The sequence below is a fragment of the Rhodopirellula halodulae genome (genome assembly GCF_020966775.1).
GTDB lineage: Bacteria > Planctomycetota > Planctomycetia > Pirellulales > Pirellulaceae > Rhodopirellula > Rhodopirellula halodulae.
The window spans coordinates 466,529-491,405 of the sequence record NZ_JAJKFV010000002.1 but is presented as its reverse complement, the minus strand read 5'-3'; the positions used below and the strand labels follow the sequence as shown (position 1 = coordinate 491,405).

The window sequence follows — 24,877 nt, the reverse complement described above, 5'->3', positions numbered from 1 at the left end:
CCGGTGAGCGGCCCCGCGAATCAAACAGGCCGCCTTCCCACGGTCACCGGCCAAGTTGAAGACTGGACGCGATTGCAAATCGATTGCGTCCGCCGGTGGCATGACGAACCCATCGCCAACCCGAACTCGGGTTGGCTCGCTTGGGTTTGCCAGCAGCACGCTTTTAATTTTCAGCTCTGGCACGAAGAAGACGTCGCACGCAATCCCAACGTGACCGACGCTCGTATCGCCCAGGTCAAACGATCGATCGATCGTTTGAACCAACAGCGAAACGATTGGATCGAAAAGCTGGACGACGCGATCACCGAGTCGATCCATCAGTCCGGTGTGGCTGTCTCAGAAGACGCTCCCATCAACACCGAGACCCCCGGCAGTGCGATCGACCGTTTGTCGATCATGTCGCTGCGCATGTACCACTACGCGGAACACCTGCAGCGAAAAGATGTGGACGCGGAACATCGAACGAAGGTCGAAACGCGTTGGTTGCTTTGCCAAGTCCAACACGCAGATTTGTCTGCCTCGTTGCAAACGCTGATGGATGATCTCTTTGCCGGCCGCAAACGCCACAAGACCTACCGGCAGATGAAGATGTACAATGACCCCAGCCTCAACCCCGAGATGACCGGCTGAGTTTTTGCCTACTGTCGGCCAGGCCCCGCCGGACGACGAACTCGCAAACAAAACCTGTAGCACGGCGGTCTCCGCCGTGACCTCACGTTCAACAATTGCATCCGGCAATCGCACCCATCACGCTCCGAATCCTCGCCAATCCGCACGCATCTTCAGGCATCCAGCCCGTAGGCCTTGATCGCGTTGCCGGCGAAGAAGTCCGCTTGTTCATCGGCACTCAACTCCGATGCCAAATCGCGAACGGTGTCGAGCCATTGCTTGTGACCCGTTCGCAGCAGGCACACGGGCCAATCGCTGCCAAACATCAAACGCTTTGGCCCGAACGCTTCCAAAGCCACGTCCCAATACGGCCGCACGGTGTCGATGTTCCATTCGGCGTCTCGGACTTCGGTCGCCACGCCCGAGAACTTGCAGGTCAGGTGCGGACGGCGCGCCAATTCGCGGAAACCGGCTTCCCAACCGGCGTCCATGATGCCGCCTTGGATGGTGGGTTTGGCAATGTGATCCACCACCATCGGCAGGCTTTCGTGACGGTCGGCAAAATCAATCGCAGCGGGAAGCTGTTTGGCAAAGATCAGAATGTCATACACCAGGTTGTGTTGGGCTAGCATCGCAACACCGCGATTGAATGCTTCGCCGTCCAAGAAACGATCGTTGGGTTCGTCCTGGACCACGTGCCGCATGCCGACCAACTTTTCTCGCCCCGAAACGCTTTCCAGTTGTGCTTCCACGTCGGAATCGGCCAATCCAATCCATCCCACCACGCCTCGAATCAACGGTTCGTCGTGGGCGATTTTCAGCAGAGCCTCGGTTTCCCGCATCGACTGACGCGCCTGCACGCTGACGAATCCGTCCACACCACTTTCGGCGGCGATCTCGCGGAGTTGTGGTGCCAGGAAGTCCTGACGCAGCACGCTCATTTGGTCGTTGATCCAACCGTATTCTTCCGAATCGTAGGCCCAGAGGTGGTGGTGGGAATCAATCAACATGCTGGTTTTCTCTATAGAAGAAATGGGCGTGGGGAAGCTCCGCGGGGCGTGAATCCGCCGCGAGCCCCATCCTATCGAGCGACGCCAACATGGGAACCTGTTGGGTGTTTGTCGTGTCGAGAGAAAGCACCCTCCGTGCCCGCGATGAACTCGCAAGCCCGACGAAACCGTGCTCGTTATCGCCGTGCACGAACGCTTCGGTTTTAAGGTGCGATCGCTCCCGAAAAAAGCGGTGGTTTCCGCCGTTCGGGTTGCCCGTTTGTTGGCATGCGACGAAGATATCGGTTCAAAGATGCCGGAAAAGATCGTCTTTTGCGGAGCCTTTTGAAGAATTCCCCGTCTCTCCCTTTGGGTTGTCGATGTTACAAGCCTCCTCCACCGATCAAGTCCTCGCTGAACTCATCCGCGAACGCATTTTGATGCTCGACGGTGCGATGGGGACCATGATCCAACGTCTGAAATTGGAAGAAGCGGACGTGCGGGGGGATCGTTTTGCCGACCACCACAAAGACCTCAAGAACTTTTCGGACATCCTTTGTCTGACGCATCCCGACAAGATTACCGGGATTCACTCGCAGTACTTCGAGGCTGGCGCCGACATCGTCGAAACCAACTCGTTTGGCGCGTCGCCCATCGGGATGGTCGAATTTGATCTGCCGCTTGAACTGGTCAACGAGATCAACGTTGCCGCCGTCGCCTGCGCTCGCAAAGCCGCTGATCAGTGGTCGGAAAAGACACCGGACAAGCCGCGCTTTGTCGCGGGTTCGATCGGACCGACGACGATGCAGTTGGCGATCAGCACCGATGTGGAAGACGCCGCCTTTCGAGCCACCACGTTCGACAAGCTGGCCGACAGCTATTACGCCCAAGTCAAATCACTGTGCGAAGCCGGCGTCGACATCTTGCTGCCGGAAACCGCGATCGACACGCTGAACTTGAAGTCCTGCTTGTTCGCGATTCAGCGTTACTTTGATGAAGGCGGACGGCGAGTTCCGGTGATGGTGTCCGGCACGTTCGACAAAGGTGGCCGCACCTTCGTCAGTGGACAAAGTGTGGAAGCGTTCGTCACCGCATTGTCACACTTCCCGTTGCTGTCGGTCGGGATGAACTGTGCCCTCGGTCCGGACATCATGCGTCCGCACGTGGAAGAGATGAGCAAAGCCACTGGGCTGCCGATTTCGTGTCACCCCAACGCGGGTCTGCCCAACGAAATGGGTGCGTTCGACCTCGATCCAAAACCGATGGCCGAGATCGTGGGCGAGTACGCCGACAACGGTTGGATCAACATCCTGGGCGGCTGTTGCGGCACGACACCGGATCACATCCGCGCGATGACCGAACGGGTCAACAAGTGCAAACCCAAACAAGAAGACACCGGCGGTCCCGTGTGGACTCGACTGTCCGGTCAGTTGCCGATGGTGATGCGTCCCGAGATCCCATTCACGATGGTGGGGGAACGCACCAACGTCACCGGTAGCCGCAAATTCGCTCGTTTGATTCGCAACGAAGAATACGACGAAGCCGTCGAGGTGGCGCGAGAACAAGTTGAAAACGGTGCGACCATCATCGACGTGAACTTCGATGATGCTTTGCTTGATGGTGTCGAAGCCATGACGAGATTCCTGCGTTTGATTGCGGGCGACTCGGTGGTGGCTGCTGTTCCGGTGATGATCGACAGCAGTCGCTGGGAAGTCATCGAAGCCGGTTTGCAAAACGTGCAAGGCAAAGCAATCGTCAACTCGATCTCGCTGAAAGACGGGGAGGAAGAATTCCTGCGTCGAGCCAAACTGGTTCGCCAGTACGGTGCCGCGACAGTGGTGATGGCCTTTGATGAAGAGGGCCAGGCAGCCGACGAGGACAACAAGGTTCGGATCTGTAAACGTGCCTATGACTTGCTGGTCAACAAGATCAACTTCCCACCGGAAGACATCATCTTTGATCCCAATATCCTGACCGTCGCGACGGGGATGGAAGAGCACAACAACTACGCCGTCGACTTCGTCAACGCGGTGGAGCGGATCAAGAAGGAATGCCCCGGTGCGAAAACCAGCGGTGGTGTCAGCAACATCAGCTTCAGCTTCCGTGGCAACGACGTCGTTCGCGAAGCCATCCACAGCGCGTTCTTGTACCGTGCGGTGAAAGCCGGGTTGGACATGGGCATCGTCAACGCGGGACAACTGGAAGTCTACGAGGAGATCCCAAAGGACTTGCTGGAATACGTCGAAGACGTGCTTTGGAATCGTCGTGAAGACGCGACCGATCGCATGTTGGAATTCGCTGAAACCGTCAAAGGGTCAGGCAAGAAGAAATCCGGCGAGGATCTGGCATGGCGTGAATTGTCCATCGAAGACCGGATGAAACACGCGCTCATCAAAGGCATCGACAAGTTCATCGTCGAGGACACCGAAGAAGCACGCCAGCACTACGACAAGTGTTTGCAAGTCATCGAAGGTCCGCTCATGGCCGGCATGAGCGTCGTTGGTGACTTGTTCGGGCAAGGCAAAATGTTTTTGCCGCAGGTCGTGAAGTCGGCTCGTGTGATGAAGAAAGCCGTTGCCTACCTTGAACCGTTCATGGAACAGGAAAAGGTCGAGGCGGGAACGCAAGACGAGAAGGCTCGCGGGAAGTTCTTGATCGCCACGGTCAAGGGCGATGTCCATGACATTGGCAAAAACATCGTGGGCGTGGTGCTGCAGTGCAACAACTACGAGGTGATCGACCTCGGTGTGATGGTCAGCAGCGAAGTCATTTTGGAAGAAGCAGTCAAACACAACGCTGACATGATTGGCTTGTCGGGTTTGATCACACCCAGCCTCGATGAGATGGTTCACGTAGCTCGCGAAATGAAACGCAGCGGGATGAAGATGCCTTTGTTGGTCGGTGGAGCCACTACCAGCGCCAAGCACACGGCGGTGCGAATCGCACCGGCGTACGACGGGCCCGTTCTGCACGTGCTGGACGCCAGTCGCAGTGTTGGCGTCGTCGAAAAATTGCTCAGCAAAGATTCGCGAGAATCGTTCTTGGAAGCCAACGTCGTCGAGCAAGAAAAACTCGTTCAAAGTTTCCGCGAACGAAAGCAAACGTTGGTGTCCTACGAAGAAGCGATGCAGAAACGCTTTGCAACCGATTGGGACTCGGTTCGGATCGATGAGCCAGAGTTCACGGGCACGCGAGTGCTGGAGGATTTCCCATTGGAAACACTGCGGGACTACATCGATTGGTCGCCTTACTTCATGACTTGGGAATTGAAAGGCAAGTACCCAAAGATCTTCCAGGACGAAACGGTTGGCTCGATCGCGAAAGAGGTTTATGAGAAGGCCAACAAGATGCTCGACCGCGTGATCGCCGAAAAGCTGATCACGGCCAAGGGCGTCTACGGTTTTTGGCCCGCAGCGACCGACGGCGATGACATCATCGTTTACACCGACGAATCCCGAACGGAAGAACGCACGCGATTCCATTGTTTGCGTCAACAATGGGAACGTCGCGGCCAGAAAGACTTCCGTTCGTTGGCCGACTACATCGCTCCGGTTGATAGTGGACGCAAGGACTACTTGGGCGGATTCGCGGTGACGGCGGGTTTGGGTGCCGAAGCCTTGTCGATGCAGTTCAAGAAAGATCTCGATGACGAAAGCTCCATCATCGTTTCGGCCGTTGCGGATCGATGTGCCGAAGCATTCGCGGAATATCTGCACCAACAAGTCCGCCAGCAGTGGCAATACGGCAAAGAAGAGGACCTGTCCAACGAAGATCTGATTGCTGAGAAGTACCGCGGCATTCGTCCGGCGGCCGGTTATCCAGCGTGCCCCGACCACACCGAAAAGCGAACGTTGTTTGACTTGTTGGAGGTCGAGAAGAACACCGGCATCGAGCTGACCGAAAGCTTCGCTATGTCGCCGGGTGCCAGTGTGAGCGGTTTGTACTTCTCACACCCCGATGCCAAGTACTTCACCGTGGATCGCATGACGAAGGATCAGATCGAATCTTACGCTCAGCGGAAGGGTTGGCCGGTTTCGGAAGTCGAACGTTGGCTCTCACCGAACTTGGCTTACGACCCAAGCTGACCAAATGCACGCGTAAGTCCGCCAACGCAGGGAACAAATGCTGGCAACCGAACGCGAACACCTGTTCGGTTGCGGTTGCTGAGCGGGGCTTAGCTTCGAATCGGCTTTGCATTCATCCAAATTCAAACCCACCAACTTCATGACGCGATCACCGCACCGGCGACTTTGGATGCAACTGCTGGTCGTGATCGTCTCGGCGATTGTGATTCGTGGTGTCGTGGTTTGGTTGCGGTTTGACTCGTTGCAAGCGGATCCGGATGCCTATCGGGTGATCGCGGAATCGCTGGCTAAAACCGGGACATATGGATTGATGGGCGAGAGTGGCGAAGCAACGCCCACCGCGTTTCGCCCGCCGCTTTATCCTTGGCTGTTGTCGTGGCTGGTGACACCCGAAGGGATGCTCTCTTTAGGGGCCGTGGCATGTTTGCATGTGCTACTCGGTACACTCACGACCGCGATGACTTGGGACATCGCTCGGCGATGGTGGTCCGGTCGAGTCGCTTGGTTCGCGGCGGGGTTGGTTGCGGTCGATCCAATGTTGCTATGGCAATCGACCCTAATCATGACGGAAACCCTGGCGACCGCGCTAGCAGTGATGGTTTGGTGGTGGTGGGTGGCGCGACTGAATCCCAAACCGATCGATCAGTGCTTTGACGATGGGACGCCCGCCAATGCGTGCGATGTGTCGGCCGGTCGACCGATGATGGATGCGGTGGTGTTCGGTTGTTTGTTGTCCGCGACCATTCTTTGCCGACCCACGTTTTTGGTTTGGGCGGTCATGCTGCTGCCAGCGATGTTGCTGGTTGGACCGACATGTGTGATTCGTCGTACGGTTCGTGTCGGAGTGGCGGCACTGATCGTCGTCGCAGCGGTTGGAATGTGGACGCTTCGCAATTGGAACGAATTGGGCCATCCGGTTTGGGCGACCACGCATGGTGGTTACACGTTGTTGCTTGCGAACAACGATTCGTTTTACGACTACTTGGAAACCGATTCGAACGTGATGCCGTGGAATCGAAAGCCATGGGATCCGTCCGAATTCTTTGCCACCTATGAAGCTCGCCAACGCGGCGACGATGAAGTGTCCGACGACCGTGTGGCATATGAAATGGCGAAGGAGACGATCGCTGGTCGTCCGGCTCTGTTCGTATGGTCGAGCTTGGTTCGGGCGGCTCGACTGTGGCATCCGTTCCCCGCGAGAACGTCGGATCGGTCCGCGAAGGTGGTGTACACCGTTGGGTTTTATCAGACCGCGATGTTGTTGCTGGCCTTGATCGGTGTGGGAAAGCACTGGCGGAAATGGCTTCAGGCCAACGCGTGGCCGGCGATTGCTTTGGTGATCGCTCTCACCGGCGTGCACAGTGTCTATTGGAGCAACGCTCGGATGCGATCACCCGCCATCCCGTTGCTTGCCATCGCCGCAGCCTGCGTGGCAGCTCAAGCGACTTCCAACTGTCGTCGCCTGCGTTCGTACTGATATCCCGGAACGAAGAAACAACCGGCGGCGACGACGCCAAAAATCAGGTGGGCTGCTGATGGATACACTGCCATCGCGACCGAAGTGATCAACAACAGGATCGCTTGCACATAGAACGCACCGCTGAGCATGCCGGCTTTGATCAAGAACATAGTGCCACTGATCACACCCAACATCGGTGCCAAACTCAGCGGCTCGAGTCCCAACCACCATTCCAAAGGGAATAGCATGGCGGTCCCGATCAAACTGGATCCCCAAACATGGGCGACTTGGCGTTCGATGAACGTGACGGGGCCCATGCGTTGTCGCATTTTCCAAAATACCGCTGCCCAAGCTCCCAAGCCGATGACCCACACCGCGACGTAGATCCATCGCTCTTGGATTCCAGCCAGTGCCATTTGCCAAGTCATCACGCTGGCAACCAACAGAACCAACGAGTGCCACATCCAAAGCAGTCCCCACTTTTCCAACACCGCCGCATGGTGCGTTTCGCGAAAAACGCGAGCGAGTACTTGGTTGAAATGACCGCTGCGAGCTGACACACGTTCATCGGCCAAGTAGGCTTCGATGTCTTGCGCCAAAGCATTCGCCGTCGGGTAGCGAAGGTCGGCTGGTTTTTGCAAGCAACGGATCGTGATCATTTCCAAATCACGGTCCAGGCTGGGACGCAACGCACGCGGCGGTGTGGGATCCTGCTCCGTGACCAACATCACCAACTTCATTGGCGTCTCGGCCACAAACGGAGCTCGTCCGGTCAATGCAAAGTACAGAACACAACCCAGCGAGTAGACATCGCTCGCCGGGCCAACGTCGCCGCGTCGACCCCCGGCTTGTTCGGGTGACATGTAAGCCGGCGTTCCCACCAACATGCCCGTTCGCGTCAGATCCAACTTCGCCCCGACTTGTTTGGCCAAACCAAAGTCCGTGATCATCGGACGGCCGTCGTTGGCGATCAGGATGTTGCTGGGTTTGATATCGCGATGCAAAATCCCAGCGTCGTGGGCCACGGCTACCGCACGAGCGATCTCCGCGACCAGTTTGGCGGCTTCCCGCGGTGCCATCGGTCCGGAAGCGACTTTCTGAGCAAGGGTTTGTCCCTCGATGTACTTCATGCTGAAGAACGGCCGACCTTCGATGTCGCCGACTTCATAGACCGGAACGATGCTGGGATGTTCGAGAGAGGCGGTCGCGGAAGCTTCCGCCAGAAACCGCTGCAGATCCGCATCGCTGGCCAATCGGCCTCGCAAGATCATCTTGATCGCAACGACTCGGTCCAAAGATCTCTGGCGAGCGCGGAAGACGACGCCCATGCCACCGCGTCCGACTTCTTCGAGCAAATCAAAGTCGCCCATCGTCGTTGGCAAACGCAACGTCCGCCAATGAGTCGAAGAATCGGATTCGGCCGCCGCGTTTTTCTCAGGCGATGCCGGGATCTCGTCATGAGCAACCCCGGCGGTGTCCGTCACCAGCACCGCACCCCAAAGCTTTCGCAGTTCACCTGCCAGTGTCGGGTGTTCCTCGCAAGTCGCCTCGAAATCAACCGCCTGGCCACGACAAATGCGGTCGGTCAAATCGGCCAGCACATCCGCCAAGTACTGATCGTGTTCCGAACCAGACGATCGATCAGCTCCGGCCGGACCGGCGCCGGAGGACTGTGACTCAGAGGCCATTCGGCATCAATCCTGATCGTCATCGACGGGGTGGAAATCATTTTGTTCATCCTCCAGCACCTGTTTCAAACGACGAACCGCGCGGAGATAACGCATGCTGGCCGCGGGAGGATTCAGATTCAATACCTCGGCAATTTCCAAATTGGACAAGTGTTCGTAGTGACGCATCAAAATCACTTCGCGGTCGCCCTCGTCCAACTTTTGGATGGCGGCTTCGACCTGCGATGCGATCTCGCGCTGCGTCGCAATGGCGGCCGGTGTCATCGCTGGATCGCAAAGCTGGATAGCCAGATCGACAGACGATTCATCGACCGCTCCGCCGCCTCCCGCGATGGGCTGCTCGCGATCCATGTTGCGTTTCGCGCTGACACGGTGACGACGATACGTGTCGATGATGTGATCCCAAGCGATCTGGCGCAACCACAGATGGAACGCCATGACGGGATCGTCCAGGTACTTCTGCAAGCGACCGCTGGCTTCGGTCAAAACATCTTGCACGACATCGCTGACGTCCACTCGACGTTGGACTTTACGATCCAGACGGACCTCCACCAATCGTCGGATGGGGCCGCGATGTCGGTCGAGCAGTTGATTGACGGCGTCGGCGTCACCTTTGCGTGCGGCTTCGATCAGCACGTCGGTGTTTTCGCCCGTAGGCCATAGGGATTTGGTCATGTTTACACTCCAACCCCATGGTAGCGTCTCGGAAATGGGCCGACCCGCTCGGCGTCATTTCCATTCGCGAATTTGGATGTTCTTGAACCAAACTTTCATGGCGGGACCACGATGCAGTTGCAACGCGATGATGCCCGAGTCGGCCTTTTTACCGGGTTCTTGATCGACCAGACGAACCATCAGCGTCTCGTTGATGAAGTGTTCCAGTTGATTATCTCGAACGAGAATCCGATAGTCGTTCCACTCGCCCAGGTGGATGCTATTGGCCAATTCGTCGGCCGATGCAAATTCTTCCGTAGTTTTCTCACCAGTCGCCCAAATGGTCGTTTGTTGACCTCGCGTCGCCAGAATGCCGCGGCCTTTTTCTTCGTACAGAATGCCCGCGAAGCGATTGGTTGCGTCGATGTCGGCTTGGTAACCACTGACCACAAACTTCTCTTCGTCGACCACTTTACTGCGGTACTGAATGCCTGAGTTGCCGCCAATCATCTTGAACTGCAACGTCAACTCGAAGCTGCCGGTGACCGGGCGATCGAGAATCAGAAACGTGTTCTGCTGGATCGGATCTTCGTCGGTGGTTTGGCCGAAGATCGCACCTTGGTCGACCGACCACAAATCTTCGCGTCCACGCCAACCGTCGAGTGTTTTGCCATCGAACAAGGTGACGGTTTTTGCGCCTTGAATGGTTTTGGCCAACTTCGTTTTGCCCTCATCGGCTCGAGCGGAAGCGGCGGTGCAGGATACGACGAGTGTCAGCAGGCAAAGGATGCGATTCATGGTTTCGGTGAACTCTGGGAGGGATGCGAGGGGCGGGCAAAACGGCAGTTTAACCGGAGGAATCTATGGATGTTGTGGCCGTGCAGAAATGCGACCGAACTTCCACGACTTCTCTGGTAGGTCCGTTTCCGCCGGAAGCCGAACCGACAATTACCCATTCGATCCGGGATCGATCGTCAGGCGTCTTCGCCCAGATTGAACAGGTGACGGAGCGCTTCCAACAAGCCTCGCGAGTGCCCATCCGCGGCGTCGTCTCGCAGGGAAGCCATCGGCGGGTGCAGCAGCTTGTTGGTCAGACGGTCAAATGATTTTTCGATCTCTTTCTGCATCGCGGCATCGGTGGAGCCATTTAGTTTTCCGAACAACCTTTGAAGCTCTTCGGTTTTGACTTTGTCCGCACGCTCGCGAAGTCGACGAATGACCGGCCCGGTTGCCCGTTGCTGCAGTGACTGAAAGAAACCATCCACCTCTTCGTCGATGATCTTCTTCGCTTTGGGCCACTGCTTTTCGCGTTCGCGACGGTTGCGATTGCAAGCGGCTTGCAGATCGTCGATTTGATACAGATAGACGCCGGGCTCTTCCCCAATGACCGGATCGAAATCGCGGGGCACGGCCAGGTCGAGGACTAGCATGATGCGGCCCTCGCGTTTGGCATTCAGCTTTGCAAACGTTGCGGCGTCCACCAAAGGCTCCTCCGCCGACGTCGTGCCGATCAGCAGATCCGCTTGGACGATTTGTTCCGGCAAGCTTTCGATGGCGTCCGATTCGGCACCGAACTCAGCCGCCAAGGCTTGGCCACGTTCCTGACTTCGGTTCACCACACAAAGGTTGTCGGCGCCGCCGTTCTTCAGGTATCGCAGTGTTTCCTCGGCCATTTCGCCGGCACCGCACAAGACCACTCGTTTGCCTTGCAGTCGGTTGAAGACTTCCGGAACCACTTCGCCAATGGCGACGCTGGGCACGCTGAGCCGTCGACGATGAATGGTCGTTTCTGTTTGCACTCTTTTGGCTGTTCGGTTCGCAGCCTGAAACACGCTGTGCGTGATCGGTCCGGTGCGATCGGCATCGTTCGCCAAGTCATAAGACTGTTTGACCTGAGACAGAATCTGCGCCTCACCCACGATCATGCTGTCCAAGCTAGCGGCAACCAAGAACAGATGCTCCACCGCCTCGCGGCCTTCGCGCAAAATCATGTGATTCGCAACGAAGTCTCGCGATTGGTTCAAACAATCGGCGACGAGGTCAATCAAATCGTCCGGCTGCACGGCAGGTGATTCTCCGCCCGCCGCATACAGTTCGACCCGGTTGCAGGTGCTCAGCACAACCAACTCCGCTCCCGCGAAACGTTGGCCGAACAAATCAAACGAACGACTCACCTCACCATCAGTGAATGAGAGCTGTTCGCGAATTTCGACCGCAGCATCGTGGTGGCTGCATCCAATCATCTTCAGCGTCATGATTCGCCTCGCGGCGTCATCAATTCACCGGCATCATTGGAATCGCTGTTTGTCGCGGGCTTGCCGAGTTCTGTCTCAACCACGGGTTCAGAAGCCTCGGACCGGTCGGCTCCATGGGAGGTCGACAACACTCCGGTCATCGCCAGCACCAAGAAACCGAAACTGGCGAGCGTCAGGTAAGCCACCTTCCGACCACGGCTGGCGGGTGCGTAGAAGTATTCAATCAGGGTGGCTGATGCCAACCATAGGAACAGCACGCCGGACAGAACAATGCCACCATCGGTCCATGGAATCACGCCCAAACGATTCCAGTTCATGACCACACCGGAAACCAATCCCAGCCCAACCGCTGCGGTGCTGATCACCAAACAATTTCGGTTGAGATTTTGAAGTGTTTCCAGGGTGGGCAGTCGCAATGCCGAACCGGCCTGCTTGCGTTTCAATCTTCGCGACTGGACCAAGTACATGATCCCCGCCAAAAAACCAACCAACACCGCGGCGGAACCCAGCATCATCGAGGCACCGTGCACGCCTCGCCAAACCTCCACGGCTTCGCTGCGTTCGAACGCCGGCATATGGCTGACCATTTGCGACAGCGCGATCATCGCCAAGATGGCCGGCAAGAAGAACAGCCCAATCACGGTGTCTGGACGACGCAGATAGAAAGCGAAAAAAGCGATGGCCAATCCCAACGCCACCATCAGGGACCAATCGGTCCAAGTCGCCAATCGTCCGATGTTGTCTTCGCTACTGATCGCGGCGGCCCGCAGCATCAGATAGGTCACATGGGTGAAAATCCCCAGACACATCATCACGATCACCGCCAAACCCCGACCGGGAACCCGACCGAGGAAACGCAGTGCTTCTAATACCAGCACCACGAGATAGCTGGTCGAGAAGCAAGTGACCGAAATTTGACGCAAAATGTCCATGATGGCTGTATCGTACACCGACGAGAAAAATTGTCAGCCTGCAGCGGTTCGCTTACCACGGCTGGGTCGAGAAAGCCTGGATTTGAAGGTCTCCGTCGATGCTCATGCGAACGCGGATGGCTCCTTCGAGGGAGGTCACATGGACGCCGCCTCCCGCCGCCGAAAGCATTTCGGTGACTTCGGGTTGGGCCGCTCGTCGACCGCCGCTGACAACGGTTTCTAATGGTCGAGCCCACCGCAGAACCGCCTCGGCGTCCATTCTTAGACTGCCGTGGTGCGGTGCCATCATCACGCCGCCTGGTCGCGGACGTGGCGTGTTGGTCAGCACCGCCGTCCCCGGTGGTTCCAAATCACCCGGCAGCAATAGGTCGCGGTCGGGAGTCCGGATCTTCAGCACCATCGAATTCGCGTTGTCATTGCCATCGACTCGCTTCTCAGGCGGATGCAGCACCTCGATCTGGTCCAACCAGCTTGGGTCGGGATGACTCAGCCGCTGCCCGCGACAAACGGTGTGAACGGAGATTTTGTGCCGACGAATCGTTTGGCGGACTTGTTCGAGAGCGTATCCCTCGCCATTCAAGAATTCCGGTGGCACCACCACGCACCCAATCGAAAATCGATTGGCCAACCCAGGTAGTGCATTGAAATGATCCGCGTCCGCGTGCGACAGAAAGATGCCGTCGACATGTGTCACGCCCAGCTCCCACAACGCGTCTTCGATGCCTCGGCTGGTCGCATTGGCATTTCCCATCCAGCCGCAGTCGTACAACCATGTTTCGTCCTGATTGGGCCGCAGAATGGTCGCGGTTCCATGTCCGACGTCAACGAAGGTCGCCTCCAGCGTTCCACTGGGCAGCGCCGCCGGATTGGTTGCCAAGGCGTAGGCGACCCCGATCCATCCGATCAGTAAACCGGTCTCCGTGATTCGCCGCGGGATCATTCGTAATGACAACGATGGTCGGATAGCCGTCCAGATCAGCAGCCCAACATAGAAAGCCAGTACCCAAGCCGTGGGAGGTGACGGCAACCAAACGTGCCCACCTGGTATCCATGCTGCCGTGTCAATCATCTCTTGCATGATGGACAACAATTGGCCGCAGAGTTGGCCGGGCAACCATGCGAGCGATGGCAACCACCATCCCGCCAGAACCGTGGCGACTCCTGCCGAAAGAGCCAACGCCATCAAGGGTGATAGCAACACGTTGATGATCACGCTGACAGGCGACACCACGTGGAACTGAGACCAGACCAACGGCAAGGCCATGATCGTGACCGCTCCGCTGTACCACAGCACCCGTCCGACGTAGGCACCGGTGACCAACAGCACGCGTCGCCAACGGGCATGCGAGTCTCGGGCCAACTCATCAAAACGTTCTTCCACACGAATGGTTTCCGCCGCCGGTGTCAAAGCCTTCGCGAAGGGTTGGCCGCACATCAACAACGTGGCCACCGCTAAGAACGACAACTGGACGCCAATGCCGAAGATCTCAGAAGGCATCCACCACATCAACAAAATCGCGGCCAACGAAAGGGAGTTGAGAGGATGATGAGGGCGAGCCAGCAACCGAGCCAAGATCACCGTGGACAGCAAGATTGCCGCGCGAGTCACCGGCGGTCGCGCGCCCGTGATTGTAACGTAGAACAACATCACAACCACGATCAGTGTCACAGACGCTCCGGTGGGCAATCGCAGCAACCCGGCCACCGCCGCCGCGAGCAACACCACAATTCCCAGATGCAGACCACTGACTGACAAGAGGTGAGCCGTGCCGGTGACCAGCAAGCGTTCATTGGTGGTCCGGTCCAAACCGTCGCGCTGGCCCAGGGTCAACGCCAATGCCAAGCCTCTTTGGGAGGAATCAACCTGGTGCAATATTGTCTGCCGCGCCGAAGCAGCACGTTCCGCCATCCAACGTTCCAACCGTGTCACCAGTGAGAACGAAGACGCGCCGCCCTCCGCCCCAATTCGTTCGACTTGGCCAGCCGAATCCACTCGCATCCTGGCGTGAACGTTTTGACGACGAGCGGCCACTCTGGGATCGCGTTCGCCAGGATTGGTCGGCGGCGGAATCGCCTGAATCCGTCCATAGAGCTTGACACGATCTCCCGGTAACAAGTCTTCGCGTTCGCCGTCCACCATGACCATCACGCGTCCGGTGAATGGGACCTGTTCAGTCCCTCGACGCAGACTTTCTGTACGAACAATCAACCGTGTTTGAAAGGGTGGCAGATTGCCGCTTGTATCTGAATTTGCATTGACCCCGACGCGCGCGATGGCGTTCTCCAGTGCATCGCGTTGCAACCGAACCGGTTCGTCCACGATCGCCACCATGACCGTTGGCTCTTCCGCCGTTGTCAGAACATCGTCAATCGTCGCCCCGCGGTACCGAGCCTCGTCCGACGCATGTCGAGCGGCAAATACAAAACACACGATGCCCAACCAACACGCGGTCCGCAGCAGCTGATGTCTTGGCGACTCGTTTTTCGACGTTCGCCAACACATGAGCAACCACGCCAGTGTTGTGACTGCGGTGGCGACCATCCATACCGAGATGCTTTGGGCGAGTTGATGGTCGAGGGCGAGACCCACCAAAGCGACCATGGCCACGATGGTCAGCGGTTGGCGGCTGGGGAATTCCGCCAAGTGCCGAGTCGTGAGCCTGCCTTGCCGCATTCTGAAGTCAAATCCTTGAAAAAGTTGCGAGCCCACGACAATTGCCGGCATAATCCGCACATCCGGCATGTTTTCGGCCGGAAGAGTCTCGCTGATCGGCAAACTTCACGGAACGCTCAACCCGAGCCTCACCCGCGTGCTACTCATTGTACGGCCAAGAACTCTCGGTCACACGCTTCAAGATTTTCATGAGAGACAGAGTCTTTCGTCTCTGATGACTTTTCGTACTGGTTCTTATCGCACGAGGATATCCATGCCAACGACCGCCAAGACATCGTCCAAAGCATCCGCCGCAACGAAGAAAGCCGGTGATGAGGTCGTGACCATCGACCGACGTCGAAGCGAACGACGTGCAGGTGATGCCACCGCTAGCGATGCGGGCATGATGGATCAACCTCGCCGCAAGAAACAACGTCGTCGTCATATCGACCCCACCACCTGCGAGCGAGACTACAGCGAACAAGAAGTCGAGTTCATGAAGGCCATGGACGATTACAAACGTGACTCGGGTCGCATGTTCCCAACCTGCAGCGAAGTCCTCGAAGTGCTCCGCTCACTCAACTACGTCCAACTAAGCGACGACCAATTCGAAGAGTTGGGATTGGTCGATGCACCTGAAAGCGAAGAAAGCTGGAGCGACGAAGAAGCCGACGAGCTCGCCGAAGTCTGATCGGCTTCCACGAAATCCAAATCAAACGACACAGGGGACTCCATCCAAGGAGTCCCCTGTTTTCGTATGCACACGCCTGTCACCTCGTAGCCAAATTCGGAACCAGTGTAGAACCGTTGTCCCCAACTGTTACGGAATAAACGTCACCCGAGCAAGCAAACGCCACAACGTTTGGGGGCAAACGTTCAACTCACAATCCATCCAGCAACTCGCTCATTCCACCAAGTAGCCGATCGGCCTTAGCCGCGGTTGGCCGGTGCCTACCGATCCTTCATCGCACCACTGACCGACCCGACGCTCCTGAGCAACACCCGCGCACGCCCCGCCGTAGCTCGCTTCGCTCGGTACGGCCTACAAACTCGCCAACGACAACATCGATCCAATGCAGTCCCGGACAACCGGTGCTAACGCACAACGGCTAAGAGGTCTCTCGAGTGCACATCCCTGCATCGCCAAAACGCCCTGCCACCCCGTAGCCGAATTCGTCAAGAATTCGGGCCCCAGAGTAGAACAGTTGTCCTCAACTGTTCCGGAGCCAACAACAAAACCGCAGACAAACACCAAAACGTTTGGGACAAACGTTCAACTCACAATCCATCCAGCAACTCGCTCATTCCACCGAGTAGCCGATCGGCGTTAGCCGCGGTTGGCCGGTGCCTACCGAGCCTTCATCGCACCACTGACCGACCCGACGCTCCACAGCGACACCCCAAGCGAACCTGTGCCGTAGCTCGCTCCGCTCGGTACGGCCTACAAACTCGCCGATGACAACGTCGACGTAATGCGGCTCTGACAACCGGTGCTAACGCACAACGGCTAAGAGGTCTCTCGAGTGCACATCCCTGCATCGCCAAAACGCCCTGCCACCCCGTAGCCGAATTCGCCAAGAATTCGGACTCAGAGTAGAACCGTTGTCCCCAACTGTTCCGGAGCCAACAACAATACTGCAGACAAACACCACAACGTTTTGGACAAACGTTCAACTCTCGATCCATCACCCGCGCGGCATCCAAACCTCGCCGCGTCCATCGATATTCCGATCCCCACGGCAAACCTCCAACCGGTCCAGCAAATCCGCATGGAGCCAATTCGTCGCCGCACCGCGTTCCAACAATCCTAGATACGCCGACCGAAACGGAATCGGTTTCGAGAATCGACGCTCATCCAGTGCCACCCGCGACCCAAAGATCAGCGTTCCCCGACGCATCCCGTACGCGATCTGCTCGCCGGCATCGCCCTTCACACCGATCGTCCCAGCGACCATCCATCCTGCCAGCTGATCGCCCACATCGCCGCCGATCCAGATTTCGCCACGACGCATTCGATGCCCAGCATCGTCTCCCGCCGAGCCTTCAACGATCAGTTGCCCGCCATTCATCCCAACGCCACGCGACCCAATCGGCCCACCCAGGTGATCTCCCGCGTCACCGCGAACGATCATTCGGCCACCTAACAAACAACTCCCCGCGTAATCACCAACATTGGACTCGCAAACGATCTCGCCAACCTTGTGTTGAAAGCCGATCCCGGTCACCGACTTCAGACAGCCCTCCAGCACCAACCGTGGCATCTCCGATCCCGATTGAACCGAGACGCTGAAACAATCGCCCACCGTCACCGAACCCGTTGAACTTGGTAGCGACACACGCTCAATTTCCTTCGCCGACTTCGAAGCCCATTCATCTAAACGAATGGAGGCAGCATCCACCTTGGCCGACAACTCGGATCGCAACCGCAAATGAATTTGACTCATGGCGAACCCTCCGGTTGACCAAGGCTTTCACCGGAGAAGAGGTCCTTCAGCTTGAAATGATGTCGGCCCAGTTTGCCGCCGTAGTTCCCCGCGGTCACGCGAAGCAATCCTTCGGAAGCTGCCGCTTCGCAAGCCGCTGTGATGCCGACTCGCATCGACTCCGCGATCTCGCTAAACGACATTCCATCGATCACAATTTCGATCGCTGCATTGGCTTCGGCGGGCAGCTCAGACGAGGCCACCTCACGCAATGTTGGGCAAAACGCATCGTTGGTCGACGCGAACAGTGCCGCGTACTTCGATCCCACCTTCGAACCGCTGCGTGTCGCGCCGCCGGGGAATGGCGTGATGATGCCAGGCAACTCTCTCATCGCGTCGATCGCCGCACGGCAAGCCACCGTGACGGAGTTCATCGATCGCCCGACCAAAATGAAGTTGCCACCACCGATGGCATCCACCCGCCCCACGTCATGTTGGCACACAAACTCACCGTCCATCACTGGAATTCGCCAGTACCGAACGGGCCGCGTTTTGCCATCGGGATCCAATTGCTGCACCTGTTTGCTGATTTGGTGCCCATCGCCAAAGTAACGCAGTGACTTTCCGATGGGCACCCGTTTGGGATGCACGTCGCGGCCGCCCGGAATTCCCGCATACAGCGCGGTCGTTGGGCAAGTCAAAACACACTGGCCTGCGCGACGCGGGATTTGTTTCTCCAGTTCTTTACCTGAAACCGCAAACGCCAAAATCGCTACGCCCGGACGACCATCCGGAGTCTGCTCTGGCGACAACGTTTGTTCGACCGCGGTTTCGATCCCACACGCGATCACACTGGTTCCAAACCCGCACATTGCCGCGGCAGATTCGTCGCACCATCGACGATCATCCGCGGTCAAAATTAACCGCGTTGCCTTCATATCAAACGCTTCGGCAAACGTGTCTTCGATGGTCACACCGTGCAGTTGCATCACAGCATCCGAATCAGAGGTGGCATTCAATTCAGACATGCTGGCCGCCTCCTTTGACCATTTCCACTAGCTCACTTCCGATCACATCATCCATCTCACCTTTGGAAATCTGCAAACGATCCATCGCGTAAGTGCCTGTCCGAGCGTGCAGGTCGCGGAACTTGGAAACGTACCGCGAGTCGACTTCGACCCGCGCCGCCAACGTTTGGTCTCGCGGCATCGGTTGGCTCGAGTCGATCACTTTGCCTCGCGAGCGAATTCGCCGGCCTTGTTTGAAAACATCGCGAGGCGTTTGGAACATGGCTTCGACGTTGTCGCTCTCTTCGTAAACCACCACATCGGCAATGCAGCCCGGTTGCAAGCTTCCTCGATCGGACAAACCCAGGATCGACGCCGGCGCCGTTCGCGTCATCACGGCAATGTCATGCAATGAATACTCTCGATCGATGCCACCCAATGAACTGGCTGCGGACGCATCGGAATGAATCTCCGAAAGTGCCGTTTCGCGAAGTGACTTGTTGGTCAGCAAAGCGATCAGGTGAGGATAGGCCGTGAACGGTCCGCCGTTGGGATGATCCGTCGTGAGGAAAACTCGCGAGGGATCGTCCACCATCAAGAACAACTCCAACCCGATCGCCCACTGCAAACTGTGAACAAACTCGCGACGTGCGTATCGGAACGGCACGACGCCGCAGCCGGCTTCGCACTCGATGTCCAAAATCACCGACTTGCGAGGCTTGGCATGGTTGCGGTTTTCGAACTGATGCATGGCATCCGCACTGATCGTGACGGTTCGACCAAATTGAATTTGACCGACATCCAACGTCGCATTCGGATTGGCACGCAAAGCATCGGCAAGCTTCGCCGCAGCGGAAGAAAACTTGTAAGGGCCTTCGGTGCCGTAGCTGTGGAATTGTGCGTGTGTCAAATGAATCGGATATCCATTGGCGGCTTGGATGGTGGCCAACGTCGATTCAATGTTGCCTGGGACTCCCAAGTTGCTGCAGTGGACATGCAGTGGATGACGCAATCCGATCTCCGACACGGCTCGGCAAAGCGTGCGAATGATCTGTCCCGGTGTCACGCCGTACTTGGGATGCTGTGTGTCGACATCCATTTCACGTTCGTTGAACTTGAACGCATTAATGCCGCCTGGGTTCACCACCTTCACCGCAATGCAACGAGTCGCCTGAACCATCCATGCCACGTAAGCGTTGATGACTTCTTGCGGTTCGCCACTTGCGATCAGACTCAGCAGCACATCGTCGTTGCCGAGCAAGCAGTAACCGCCGGTGTCCAATCCTCGAACGTCCGCCATTTCCGCATGAGCCGACCGAGCGTTGCACGGGATCACCGCGGGCTCAAAACAGGTCGTGTAGCCCATGTCCAAATAACGAGACGCGGTGACCGAGGCCGATGGCAAAAATTCGCAAGACGCAGGGTCGTCGCCGTCGAATCGTCTGGCTTCACGCCACGGCGGCATTTGATCGCCCAACAACATTCGGGCCAGCGTGACTTTGCCGCCGCCGATATGGGTGTGCAAATCGATCCCACCCGCCATCGTTAGACAACCACTGCCGTCGATGGTTTCATCCGCGACGACGCCCGGTTCAGGTGCCTCGACGATCCGGCCGTCTTTCCACCACAGATCCGCGATCTCGCCGCTCGACTTGGTTCCCGGAACCGACGGGTCGATCAGTCGGCTTCCTCGCAGAACAGTCAGCATGGCAAACGGAGAAGAAGAGTTGGAAAGAAAAAAGCAGCGAAATCTCACATCACGGCGAGCTCGTCGTGAAAGTTTCTCGAGTGAATATACGCCAATTCCGACCTTGCTGGTACGATGCGGCCCATCATCGCAATTCAGGCTTTCCAACCCACACCCGATTCAGTTTCCGCCCCCATCGTAGAACAGTTGTCCCCCACTGTTCCGAAGCCAACGCCACTCCGCAAACCAACACTCCAATTCAAAACCGGCTCACCCCGTTCCAAACCCACCCACGCCACATCGACCAACGGAACGTTTGAGACAAACGTTCGACTCTCCACCATTCCGCAACTCACTCGTTCCACCCAGTAGCCGATCGGCGTTAGCCGCGGTTGGCCGGTGCCTACCGAACCTTCACCGCACCACCGACCGACCCGATGCTCCCGAGCAACAACCAGCACCCATGCCGTAGCTCGCCTCGCTCTGTACGGCCTACAAACTACGCCGCAAGCAAACGACGCACCACCAAACGGCCGCAACAACCGATGCTCATGCACAATGGATACGTGAACTCACGAGCACACATCGCTGCCCGACCACAACGCCCCTGCCAGCATGTGGCATCAGCCAGTGACCACCTTTCGCAACCCAACGAAACACTTCACGCCTAACTTCGTCCCCTCAAAAAGCCTCAACTCCGACCATCCTCATGAGTGAATTGATCATCAGCGTCAGCGGTCTCCGCGGCATCATCGGCGAAACACTGACCCCCGAAGTCGCCCTGCGATTCGCCGCCGCTTTCTCCGCTTCCATGCCAGAAGGCAAGATCATCGTCGGACGTGATGGTCGAACCACCGGGCCCATGCTGCGCAGCGCCATCGTTGCTGCATTGACCGCTTCTGGCCGAGAAGTTCTCGACGCGGATGTCGCCGCAACGCCGACCATTGGTGTTCTCGTTCGAGACCTTGGTGCCGCCGGAGCAATCGCGATCTCCGCGTCGCACAATCCACCCGAATACAACGGCATCAAACTGTTTGGTTCCGATGGACGAGTGCTCGACGCCAAGTCAGGTGCCAAAATCCGCGAGGCCTATTTTGCGGGCACCAATCGTTGGTCAACGTATGATCAAGTCGCTTCCGTCCAACGCGTCAACGATCCCCACGAAGCCCACCTGCAAAAGGTCTTGGCAACCGTGGAGGTGGAAGCCATCCGAGCCAAACAGTTTCGCGTGTTGCTCGACAGCAACCATGGCGCGGGTGGGCTGCTCGGCGTGCGTTTGTTGGAATCACTCGGTTGCACCGTCGAAGCCATGGGGGCCGAACCAACCGGCAAGTTCGCACACACTCCGGAGCCAACAGCCGAAAACCTGCAAGGGATCTCTGCGGATGTTACTGGCCGAAACTGTGTGGTCGGATTCTGCCAAGATCCCGACGCGGATCGACTAGCACTGATTGATGAAACCGGTCGTTACATTGGCGAGGAATGCACGTTGGCGTTGTGCGTTCGGCAAGCGATGGAAACGGGGCGCACGTCGGGACCGATCGTGATCAACGGAGCCACCAGTTCCATGAGCACATTGGTGGCCAAACAACATGGCGTTGAAACGTTCCGAAGCGCGGTCGGGGAAGCCAACGTGTGCGATTTGATGATCGCCAAAGAGGCGGCTTACGGGGGCGAGGGAAACGGCGGACCGATCGATCCCAAGGTCGGCTATGTTCGCGACAGTTTCGTCGGCATGGCACAAACATTGGCCCTGCTCGCACGAACCGACCAACCACTCAGCGCACTGGCCGATGAGCTTCCTCAACTCAGCATTCACAAGAGCAAGGCGGGTGTCTCGGCCGATCAATTGCCCAAGGTGTTTGAAAAACTTCAGTCGCAATTCTCGGATGCCGAAGCCGCAACCGGAGACGGGCTGCGTCTGCAGTGGTCCGATCGATGGTTGCTCGTCCGCGGCAGCAACACCGAACCAATTGTGCGTCTGATCGCCGAAGCCCCCACCGAACAAGAAGCCGCCGATCTCTGCACCCAAGCCGCCAAGCTCCTGCCGCAATAACCCACCAGCAAGGCACTCCCGCACGTCCCGCAAGACAGCGCCTCACCCCGTAGTCGAATTCGTCAAGAATTCGATCGATGTTCGTAATAGCCCGTAGCTGAATTCGTCAAGAATTCAGTCCCAGAGTAGAACCGTTGTCCCCAACTGTTCCGGAACCAACATCGCTCCGCCGCCGAACGTCCCAACCCAAAACGGGTTTTGCCTCTGAGACACCTCGCTCACCAACGCCACATCCACTCACGAAACGTTTGGGGACAAACGTTCCACTCTCAATCCATCCAACGCTTGCTCGTTCCTCCGAGTAGCCGATCGGCCTTAGCCGCGGTTGGCCGGTTCAAACAAAACCTTCCCGGCATGATCGACCGACACGACGCTCCCGAGCGACACCCCAAGCGAACCTGCGCCGTAGCTCGCTTCGCTCGGTACGGCCTACAAACTCGCCAACGACAACATCGATCCAATGCAGTCCCGGACAACCGGTGCTAACGCACATCGGCTACGTAATCTCTCGAGCTCATATTCCTACATCACCAAAACGCCCTGCCACTCCGTAGCCGAATTCGTCAAGAATTCGATCGATGTTCGTAATAGCCCGTAGCTGAATTCGTCAAGAATTCAGACCCCAGAGTAGAACAGTTGTCCCCAACTGTTCCGGAACCAACATCGCCCCGCCGCCGAACATCCCAACCCAAAACGGGCTCTACCTCCGAGACACCTCGCTCACCAACGCCACATCCACTCACGAAACGTTTGGGGACAAACGTTCGACACTGGTTTCAGCCACTGGCTCTCATCAACACTCGCGCAAACTCAAACACCGTTCCTTCGCCACCACGATGTGATCCAACACCGTGATCCCGATCAACTTGCCCGCTTCCGTCAAACGTTTCGTTACTGCGTGATCCTCGCGGCTCGGCGTTGGATCCCCTGACGGATGATTGTGCACCAGCAACATCGCTGCGGCCGCATCACGAATCGCCGGTCGAAACACCTCCCGCGGATGCACCAACGAACTGTCCAGCGTCCCCACTGTGATCCGGTGCGTGCGAATTGGTTTGTGCTTTGTATCCAGCGTCACAATGTGGAACTCTTCTTGAACCGCATCTCCCGCCAAGTACGCAAACTTCTGCGCGCAATACTCGACCGCTTCCGTCGTGCTGGTGATCTTTACGATTGGAACCGGACGCTCGCGAGCCGCCTCGGTCGCGCGACGTCCCAGTTCGATGCCCGCCATGATTTGGCAATAGCTCGCCTTCGTCACCGCTTTCGTGATGTGCCTCAACTCAGCGACACCCTGTTCGCGCAGCGCGTCCAACTCCGCATCAAAATGATTGGCCAGTTTGGTTCCGCCCGTCGTTGCTGACTCACCCACCACACCCACGCGGATCAAGATCGCCAACAGGTCCGCATTGGAAAGCGACGCGGCCCCCTCACGCAGCAACCGTTCACGCGGTCGTTCTTCTTCCGGCCGTTCCTTCACTTGATCACCATGAATGTGATCTTGGATCCAACGGTCGATCTGTTCGATCGGCTGGGTGGAGGTCCACATGTAGTGAAGATCGTCTTCGTCCTGGACCTTTTCCAACACACCCGCTCGCACCACCGCGTTGATCGTTCGAGTCACAAACGCTGGCTGAGTCTCCTCGACCAGATCCGCCAATTCGCTTTGACAGAATCGCGAGTGATACGCCAAGGGATACAACAAGGCTTGCAAACGTTGTCGTCTGGCTTGGCTCATCGGTGGTGCTCGCTTGCGGTCGTGCTAGAAATCCAAACACTGCGAAGATACCCTAAGCCAACCTTTCTTTCGTTCCTGGGCCGCAAAATGATGCCCAGGGAAACTCATCCGGCGAAGTATCATGCCCTCGATCTTTTCCAAAATCATTGCCAAAGAAATTCCCGCGGACATCGTCCACGAAGACGACCTGTGCCTGGCCTTTCGTGACATCGCACCGAAAGCCCCCACGCACATTTTGGTAATTCCCAAACGCGAGATCGTCTCGCTCGCGGATCTGACGGACGAGGACGAACATGTCATGGGGCACTGCGTCGTGGTGGCCTCGAAAGTCGCCGCGGCGGAGGGGCTCAGCGACGGATACCGGCTCGTCGTCAACACCGGATCCGATGGCGGCCAAGAAGTCCCCCACGTCCACTTTCACCTCCTGGGCGGCCGCAAAATGACCTGGCCACCAGGCTGATCTCGCTGCTGCTCTCTGCACGTCCCCATCAGCAAGCGACTTACCTATGCTCCGAATAGCCGACCGGCGTTAGCCGCGGTTGGCCGATGCTTACGGAACCTTCAACGCACCACCGCCCGACACGACGCTCCCGAGCGACACGCAGCACCCATGTCGTAGCTCGCTCCTCTCGGTTTGGCCGA

The 24,877-nt window shown here is 57.5% G+C and carries 17 protein-coding genes; 6 read left to right on the top strand and 11 right to left on the bottom strand.

Annotation, left to right across the window (positions count from 1 at the left end; translation table 11 throughout):
• Positions 1–3 precede the first annotated feature (3 nt).
• Positions 4–630 (top strand): DUF4254 domain-containing protein, encoded by a 627-nt coding sequence (locus LOC70_RS02725; protein ID WP_230251684.1) that lies wholly within the window; start codon positions 4–6, stop codon positions 628–630.
• A 152-nt stretch (positions 631–782) separates the two neighbouring features.
• Here the strand turns inward: LOC70_RS02725 and LOC70_RS02720 are convergent, their stop codons facing one another.
• Complete coding sequence (locus LOC70_RS02720) at positions 783–1,619, bottom strand: amidohydrolase family protein (protein WP_230251683.1); 837 nt, start codon at positions 1,617–1,619, stop codon at positions 783–785.
• Between the two features lie 359 nt (positions 1,620–1,978).
• Here LOC70_RS02720 and metH point away from each other — a divergent pair, with 359 nt between their 5' ends.
• Together metH and LOC70_RS02710 are read left to right on the top strand one after the other, a co-directional pair.
• Positions 1,979–5,683 carry a methionine synthase gene (gene metH / locus LOC70_RS02715; protein ID WP_230251682.1) on the top strand — a complete coding sequence of 1,235 codons (3,705 nt, stop codon included), beginning with the start codon at positions 1,979–1,981 and terminating at the stop codon, positions 5,681–5,683.
• A gap of 139 nt (positions 5,684–5,822) precedes the next feature.
• Positions 5,823–7,160 carry an ArnT family glycosyltransferase gene (locus LOC70_RS02710; RefSeq protein ID WP_230251896.1) on the top strand — a complete coding sequence of 446 codons (1,338 nt, stop codon included), beginning with the start codon at positions 5,823–5,825 and terminating at the stop codon, positions 7,158–7,160.
• On the opposite strand, the gene LOC70_RS02705 is transcribed toward LOC70_RS02710, so the two are convergent.
• The 6 genes from LOC70_RS02705 to LOC70_RS02680 all read right to left on the bottom strand — a co-directional run bounded on the left by LOC70_RS02705 (position 7,121) and on the right by LOC70_RS02680 (position 15,345).
• A complete protein-coding gene (locus tag LOC70_RS02705; protein ID WP_230251681.1) occupies positions 7,121–8,830 on the bottom strand; it encodes a serine/threonine-protein kinase in 1,710 nt (569 codons plus the stop codon). The genes LOC70_RS02710 and LOC70_RS02705 overlap by 40 nt on opposite strands.
• A gap of 6 nt (positions 8,831–8,836) precedes the next feature.
• Positions 8,837–9,505, bottom strand: coding sequence for a sigma-70 family RNA polymerase sigma factor (locus LOC70_RS02700; protein ID WP_230251680.1), 669 nt, complete (start codon positions 9,503–9,505; stop codon positions 8,837–8,839).
• 54 nt (positions 9,506–9,559) lie between these two features.
• Positions 9,560–10,282, bottom strand: a complete 723-nt coding sequence (locus tag LOC70_RS02695; protein ID WP_230251679.1) for a 3-keto-disaccharide hydrolase — start codon at positions 10,280–10,282, stop codon at positions 9,560–9,562.
• Positions 10,283–10,458: 176 nt separating this feature from the next.
• Entirely contained in the window at positions 10,459–11,739 is a 1,281-nt protein-coding gene (hemA, locus tag LOC70_RS02690; RefSeq protein ID WP_230251678.1) for a glutamyl-tRNA reductase, read from the bottom strand.
• Positions 11,736–12,674, bottom strand: coding sequence for a cytochrome c biogenesis protein CcsA (ccsA, locus tag LOC70_RS02685; protein WP_315857194.1), 939 nt, complete (start codon positions 12,672–12,674; stop codon positions 11,736–11,738). Before ccsA ends, hemA begins: the two co-directional genes overlap by 4 nt.
• Before the next feature lie 49 nt (positions 12,675–12,723).
• Positions 12,724–15,345 carry a ComEC/Rec2 family competence protein gene (locus tag LOC70_RS02680; RefSeq protein WP_230251676.1) on the bottom strand — a complete coding sequence of 874 codons (2,622 nt, stop codon included), beginning with the start codon at positions 15,343–15,345 and terminating at the stop codon, positions 12,724–12,726.
• A gap of 253 nt (positions 15,346–15,598) precedes the next feature.
• On the opposite strand from LOC70_RS02680, the gene LOC70_RS02675 reads away from it, so the two are divergent.
• Positions 15,599–16,015 carry a hypothetical protein gene (locus LOC70_RS02675; RefSeq protein ID WP_230251675.1) on the top strand — a complete coding sequence of 139 codons (417 nt, stop codon included), beginning with the start codon at positions 15,599–15,601 and terminating at the stop codon, positions 16,013–16,015.
• Positions 16,016–17,009: 994 nt separating this feature from the next.
• Here the strand turns inward: LOC70_RS02675 and LOC70_RS02670 are convergent.
• From LOC70_RS02670 to LOC70_RS02660, 3 genes are read right to left on the bottom strand one after another with little or no spacing between them, the layout of a single operon-like run.
• Positions 17,010–17,768, bottom strand: a complete 759-nt coding sequence (locus LOC70_RS02670) for a formylmethanofuran dehydrogenase subunit C (RefSeq protein WP_230251674.1) — start codon at positions 17,766–17,768, stop codon at positions 17,010–17,012.
• On the bottom strand, positions 17,765–18,736 hold the full coding sequence (fhcD, locus tag LOC70_RS02665; RefSeq protein ID WP_230251895.1) for a formylmethanofuran--tetrahydromethanopterin N-formyltransferase: 972 nt from the start codon (positions 18,734–18,736) through the stop codon (positions 17,765–17,767). The genes LOC70_RS02670 and fhcD overlap by 4 nt, the downstream gene beginning before the upstream one ends.
• A gap of 31 nt (positions 18,737–18,767) precedes the next feature.
• Positions 18,768–20,462, bottom strand: coding sequence for a formylmethanofuran dehydrogenase subunit A (locus LOC70_RS02660; RefSeq protein ID WP_230251673.1), 1,695 nt, complete (start codon positions 20,460–20,462; stop codon positions 18,768–18,770).
• Positions 20,463–21,150: 688 nt separating this feature from the next.
• On the opposite strand from LOC70_RS02660, the gene glmM reads away from it, so the two are divergent.
• The gene (gene glmM, locus LOC70_RS02655) at positions 21,151–22,497 is read left to right on the top strand and encodes a phosphoglucosamine mutase (RefSeq protein WP_230251672.1); all 1,347 of its coding nucleotides are present in this window, start codon (positions 21,151–21,153) and stop codon (positions 22,495–22,497) included.
• Between the two features lie 793 nt (positions 22,498–23,290).
• Here the strand turns inward: glmM and radC are convergent.
• The gene (radC, locus tag LOC70_RS02650; protein ID WP_230251671.1) at positions 23,291–24,235 is read right to left on the bottom strand and encodes a RadC family protein; all 945 of its coding nucleotides are present in this window, start codon (positions 24,233–24,235) and stop codon (positions 23,291–23,293) included.
• 121 nt (positions 24,236–24,356) lie between these two features.
• Between radC and LOC70_RS02645 the strand changes: the two genes are divergently transcribed.
• Positions 24,357–24,695 carry a histidine triad nucleotide-binding protein gene (locus LOC70_RS02645; RefSeq protein WP_230251670.1) on the top strand — a complete coding sequence of 113 codons (339 nt, stop codon included), beginning with the start codon at positions 24,357–24,359 and terminating at the stop codon, positions 24,693–24,695.
• The last annotated feature ends 182 nt before the right edge of the window (positions 24,696–24,877 follow it).

What these genes read in the sequence shown, in the direction of transcription:
- LOC70_RS02720 (WP_230251683.1), bottom strand. Translation starts at nt 1,619, where the DNA reads ATGTTGATTGATTCCCACCACCACCTCTGGGCCTACGATTCGGAAGAA.
- metH (WP_230251682.1), top strand. Translation starts at nt 1,979, where the DNA reads ATGTTACAAGCCTCCTCCACCGATCAAGTCCTCGCTGAACTCATCCGC.
- LOC70_RS02710 (WP_230251896.1), top strand. Translation starts at nt 5,823, where the DNA reads ATGACGCGATCACCGCACCGGCGACTTTGGATGCAACTGCTGGTCGTG.
- LOC70_RS02705 (WP_230251681.1), bottom strand. Translation starts at nt 8,830, where the DNA reads ATGGCCTCTGAGTCACAGTCCTCCGGCGCCGGTCCGGCCGGAGCTGAT.
- LOC70_RS02700 (WP_230251680.1), bottom strand. Translation starts at nt 9,505, where the DNA reads ATGACCAAATCCCTATGGCCTACGGGCGAAAACACCGACGTGCTGATC.
- LOC70_RS02695 (WP_230251679.1), bottom strand. Translation starts at nt 10,282, where the DNA reads ATGAATCGCATCCTTTGCCTGCTGACACTCGTCGTATCCTGCACCGCC.
- hemA (WP_230251678.1), bottom strand. Translation starts at nt 11,739, where the DNA reads ATGACGCTGAAGATGATTGGATGCAGCCACCACGATGCTGCGGTCGAA.
- LOC70_RS02680 (WP_230251676.1), bottom strand. Translation starts at nt 15,345, where the DNA reads ATGCGGCAAGGCAGGCTCACGACTCGGCACTTGGCGGAATTCCCCAGC.
- LOC70_RS02675 (WP_230251675.1), top strand. Translation starts at nt 15,599, where the DNA reads ATGCCAACGACCGCCAAGACATCGTCCAAAGCATCCGCCGCAACGAAG.
- LOC70_RS02670 (WP_230251674.1), bottom strand. Translation starts at nt 17,768, where the DNA reads ATGAGTCAAATTCATTTGCGGTTGCGATCCGAGTTGTCGGCCAAGGTG.
- fhcD (WP_230251895.1), bottom strand. Translation starts at nt 18,736, where the DNA reads ATGCAACTGCACGGTGTGACCATCGAAGACACGTTTGCCGAAGCGTTT.
- LOC70_RS02660 (WP_230251673.1), bottom strand. Translation starts at nt 20,462, where the DNA reads ATGCTGACTGTTCTGCGAGGAAGCCGACTGATCGACCCGTCGGTTCCG.
- glmM (WP_230251672.1), top strand. Translation starts at nt 21,151, where the DNA reads ATGAGTGAATTGATCATCAGCGTCAGCGGTCTCCGCGGCATCATCGGC.
- radC (WP_230251671.1), bottom strand. Translation starts at nt 24,235, where the DNA reads ATGAGCCAAGCCAGACGACAACGTTTGCAAGCCTTGTTGTATCCCTTG.
- LOC70_RS02645 (WP_230251670.1), top strand. Translation starts at nt 24,357, where the DNA reads ATGCCCTCGATCTTTTCCAAAATCATTGCCAAAGAAATTCCCGCGGAC.